This window comes from Micromonospora sp. NPDC049580 (assembly GCF_040675595.1).
Lineage (GTDB): Bacteria > Actinomycetota > Actinomycetes > Mycobacteriales > Micromonosporaceae > Micromonospora.
This window is the reverse complement of sequence record NZ_JBFAPG010000629.1, coordinates 1-2,945: the sequence shown is the minus strand read 5'-3', so window position 1 is coordinate 2,945 and position 2,945 is coordinate 1. Positions and strand designations below refer to the sequence as shown.

3 protein-coding genes are annotated in these 2,945 nt (G+C 76.1%); 2 read left to right on the top strand and 1 reads right to left on the bottom strand.

Going from position 1 to position 2,945, the window contains the following annotated elements:
- Window positions 1-5 precede the first annotated feature (5 nt).
- Window positions 6-995 (bottom strand): LacI family DNA-binding transcriptional regulator, encoded by a 990-nt coding sequence (locus AB0J68_RS30190; RefSeq protein WP_355065277.1) that lies wholly within the window; start codon window positions 993-995, stop codon window positions 6-8.
- Window positions 996-1,158: 163 nt separating this feature from the next.
- Between AB0J68_RS30190 and AB0J68_RS30185 the strand changes: the two genes are divergently transcribed.
- Both AB0J68_RS30185 and AB0J68_RS30180 read left to right on the top strand, forming a co-directional pair.
- Window positions 1,159-2,445 (top strand): MFS transporter, encoded by a 1,287-nt coding sequence (locus AB0J68_RS30185; RefSeq protein ID WP_363942042.1) that lies wholly within the window; start codon window positions 1,159-1,161, stop codon window positions 2,443-2,445.
- Between the two features lie 73 nt (window positions 2,446-2,518).
- On the top strand, window positions 2,519-2,945 hold a 427-nt coding region (locus AB0J68_RS30180), incomplete at its 3' end, for an aldo/keto reductase (RefSeq protein ID WP_363942040.1).

The following is a 2,945-nucleotide window of genomic DNA, read 5'->3' as shown; positions in this document are numbered from 1 at the left end:
CCAGCTCAGGCGCTGTCGCGGGTCACCAGGGCGGACGGGAAGAGCGTCGCCGGCGCGGCCGGGCGGCCGGCCAGCACGGCGGTGGCCGCCGCGGTGGCGATCCGGCCCACGGGGTGGCTCGCGGTGGTCAACGCCGGCGCGGTCATGCCGGCCAGCGGGATGTCGTCGAAGCCGGCCACCGCGACGTCACCAGGCACCCGCACACCGCCCTCGCGGAGCGCCGCGATGACCCCGAGCGCGGTCTCGTCGCTGATCGCGTAGATCGCATCGACGTCCGGCCAGCGGCGCAGCGCCTCGCCGGCCGCCGCCCGGCCACGCGCCGCCGTGAAGTCCCCGTCGACCACCCGCTCGGGTAGGCCGGCCTGGCGCATCAGGTGGCGGTACGCCTGCACGGGGCGCTGCGAGCACGGCAGCCACGCCGGACCGGTCACCATCGCGATCCGGCGGCGGCCCGTCGCGTACAGGTGGCGCAGCACCGCGCCGGCGCCAGCGGTGTTGTCGACGTCGAACGACGGCACCACGGCCGAGCCGATGCCGATCGAGGCGACCCGGCCGTGCAGCGAGCGGGGTACGGCGTCCAGCAGGGCCTCGGTGGTGTTGACCAGCACGACGCCGCACACGCTGCGGTCGGCGGCGAGCCGGTCCAGGCCGCGTGGGTCGCCCAGCGGCAGCCAGTGCAGCGCCACCCCGACGCCGGCCGGCGCGCACACCCGGGCGGCCGAGCCGACCACCCGGTGGACGTACGGGTCGTCCAACACCGCCGCGCTGGTCCCCGCGACGGCCACCACCAGACGTACGCCGCCGCCGCGCACCAGCGCGCGGGCGGCCGGGTTGGGCACGTAACCCAACTGGTCGGCGGCCGTCACCACGCGCTCCCGAGCGGCCGGTGAGGCGAACCCCGTCCCGGCGATCACCCGCGAGGCCGTGGACCGGGACACCCCGGCGGCCCGGGCGACGTCCTCCAGAGTGGCTGGCCGGTGTGCCGCTGCCGTCATCGTGCCCTCCCCCCGGCGCCCGCCCGGGGCGGGCGTACGCCTGCCAGGAATCATCCCCCGGCCTGCGCGTCTCCGGTAAGGGGCCAACCCGCTTGTGGTGGTAGCGCTCTCAGGTGTGCGATCGTGCCAGGAGAGATCACCCCGAGGAAGAGGACCCAGCCCTGTGAGCGCCCCCACCAGCCCGGCCGTCGCCCCGGACACCACCGTTCCGGCGCGGATCGTCCGGCTCGCCCGCAACGGCGTCGCCGTCACCTTCACCCTGAACGGCCTGGCCGTCGGCAGCTGGTTCTCCCGGGTGCCGGCCGTCCGCGAGGCGCTGGACCTCTCCGCCGGGCGCCTCGGCCTCCTGCTGCTGGCGATGAGCGTGGGCGCGCTGCTCGCCATGCCGACCTCCGGGCTGCTCGCCCAGCGCCTCGGCTCGGCCCGCACCGTGACGATCGCCACCGTGCTGGTCGCGGTCGGCCTGATCGTGGCCGGGCTGGGCGCGACGGTCGCCGGGTCGTCCGTCGTCGTCGGTCTGGGGCTGGTCGCCTTCGGCTACGGCTCCGGCGCCTGCGACGTGGCGATGAACGTCGAGGGCGCCACGGTGGAGCGGCGGTTGGGGCGTACCGTCATGCCCCGCTTCCACGCGGCCTGGAGTCTCGGGTCGGTGGCCGGCGCGGGCCTCGGCGCCGGAGCCGCCCGCCTGGACGTGCCGGTCGGCGCGCACCTCGCCGCGGTGGCGGTGGTGGTGCTCGTCGGCACCGTGCTCGCCTCCCGGATGTTCCTGCCCCAACCGGCCGTCGACCCGGGCAACCAGACGGCGGACACCAGCCCGGCCGGCCGCCGCCGGGCCCAGCTCGCCGCCTGGCGGGAGCCGCGCACCCTGCTCATCGGGCTGTTCGTGCTGGTGGCCGCGTTCGCGGAGGGCAGCGCCAACGACTGGCTGGCGGTCGCTTTCGTGGACGGCCGGGACCTGAGCGAGGCGGCCGGAGCGGCGGTCTTCGGCGTGTTCGTCGTCGGTATGACCATCGGGCGCACCGCGGGCACCATCGCGCTGGACCGCTGGGGTCGGGTGCCGGTGCTCAGCGGCACCCTGCTGCTCGCCGCTGCCGGCGCCGGCCTGGCCGTGCTGGCCGGCTCGGGGCCGGTGGCCATCGTCGGCGTCGCGTTGTGGGGCCTCGGCGCGTCGCTGGGCTTCCCGGTCGGCATGAGCGCGGCGGCCGACGAGGAGGCGCACGCGGCGGTGCGGGTCAGCGTGGTCGCGGTGATCGGCTACACGGCCTTTTTGGGCGGGCCGCCGCTGTTGGGCCTGCTCGGTGACCACGTCGGCACCCTGCGGGCGCTGCTGGTGGTGCCGCTGCTGCTCCTGCCGACGCTGGCGCTGGTGCCGGCGCTGCGCCCGCCGCGAGCCGACGAGCAGGCTCCGACAGCAGCCGACGAGCAGGCTCCGGCAGCACAGAAAAACTAACCCGGATCGCGGCGTGGCGGTATCGGGTGCGCGGCCGAGTGCGTCGCGCGCCCGCGCTGGCTACGGTCGCCCGATGCCAACCGACGAGATCACCGCCGCCGCGGCGGGCAGCTGGACCCTGGGCGACCGCACCGTGCACCGGATGGGCTTCGGCTCGATGCGGATCACCGCGAACCCCGACCGCGAGCGTGCGATCGCGCTGCTGCGCCGCGCCGTGGAGTGGGGCGTCAACCACATCGACACGGCCGCGTTCTACGTCTCGCCCGGCGGAACCCTGCGGGTGGGCACCGGCCCCGCCCGGTACGCCACCGAGCTGATCCGCGCGGCGCTCGCCCCGTACCCCGAGGATCTGGTCATCGCCACCAAGGTCGGCTTCGGCTACGACCCGGTGACCGGATTCAGCGAGGCGGAAACCCCGGCGCAGCTGCGCGCCCAGGTCGAGGAGAACCTGCGACGCCTCGGCCGCGACCGGCTGGACGTGGTGAACCTGCGGCTCGGCC

Bases quoted from the DNA above. Each gene is read 5' to 3' on its own strand.
- AB0J68_RS30190 (WP_355065277.1), bottom strand. From the start codon at position 995: ATGACGGCAGCGGCACACCGGCCAGCCACTCTGGAGGACGTCGCCCGG.